General features: G+C 42.6%; 2 protein-coding genes. One reads left to right on the top strand and one right to left on the bottom strand.

Translation table 11 applies throughout. From position 1 onward, the window contains the following. The first annotated feature begins 144 nt into the window (after positions 1 to 144). Positions 145 to 282, top strand: a complete 138-nt coding sequence (locus PX481_RS01020) for a hypothetical protein (protein ID WP_002789678.1) — start codon at positions 145 to 147, stop codon at positions 280 to 282. A 90-nt stretch (positions 283 to 372) separates the two neighbouring features. Here PX481_RS01020 and PX481_RS01015 read toward each other — a convergent pair whose 3' ends face one another. Then, complete coding sequence (locus PX481_RS01015; RefSeq protein WP_288027724.1) at positions 373 to 576, bottom strand: hypothetical protein; 204 nt, start codon at positions 574 to 576, stop codon at positions 373 to 375. Positions 577 to 1,097 lie beyond the last annotated feature (521 nt).

Here is a 1,097-nt window from a genome sequence, read left to right as displayed (position 1 = left end):
TTGCTAATAAACATAGCAAAATTATAGATGATTTCCTGACCTAAGATCACATTTTATTCTTTTTTCCACTTCAATCTAAGAATTGAGAAAAAAGCAAAACCTTATATTATACCATAAAAAAATTATGCAAGAGGTCTATTAGCGGTGCGTTACACGCGCGTTAACGCACCCTACAAAATCGGCGATCGCACTCCTCTTATATTGTTACATACAGCAATGAATTGTTATCGCTTTAACTCTTGTGTCGGCAATGAATTGGCAATTAATCAGAAATTAATATAAGCAATTATTGTAGGTTGGGTTGAGCGAAACAATACTGGGTCGAAAATGGCTCAATTCGATTGTTTAAGCGAAACCCAACCACCCCAAAGGTTACTCTTTGTTGGGTTTCCTTGCGTCAACCCAACCTACGAGGCTGTACGGTAAGACATTAACACTTGCACCCGTGTCTAACAGTGCTGAAAACTCTACCGAGCTATCTTGGTATGTCAGAGATATAGGTAGTTGAGGCAAGGCATCGGGGACACCAAACCCATCGAATCCTTCGGTAAAGTTAAATCGTTGGGCGTTACGCATTGTGCGTTGCTTGTTCCGAATCTAGGAGTTGAGCAAGTTTCTGCGCCGCTGCGTGTGAATTAAGCGGCGACGAGAGTAAATATGTTGCTCCTGGCTGTAGGCTTGGCTCCTCGTCCTTACTTAGTTCTGCGATCAGAAATTGCATCACCTTCAACTTGTCTGCACGAGGCAGACTTCTCAAAGTAGGGAATAGCTCTGCTATAGTCATCTGGCTTAGAGGATTGCATTACCTTTCCATTTTCTCATAAAGCTATCTATTCACCGTGCAAATTTCTCATAACTGAGCCATTTTCGATCCAGTATTGTTTCGTTCCACCCCACCTACAAGATCTGCATTTGAGCGTTGGCAATATGTTTACAGTTCCATATTAAGTAGGTAGGCTTTAAAAATTATCAGATGCCCCCCTTATTAAGGGGGGATTAAGGGGGGATCGGCACCCCCCTTATCAAGGGGGGATTAAGGGGGGATCGGCACCCCCCTTATCAAGGTAGGGCTGTTTCATTTAAATTAAGTATAGCTG

It is taken from the genome of Microcystis sp. M53603_WE2, from assembly GCF_030065435.1.
This window is presented reverse-complemented; position numbering and strand designations above follow the sequence as displayed.

What these genes read in the sequence shown, in the direction of transcription:
- PX481_RS01015 (WP_288027724.1), bottom strand. Translation starts at nt 576, where the DNA reads ATGCGTAACGCCCAACGATTTAACTTTACCGAAGGATTCGATGGGTTT.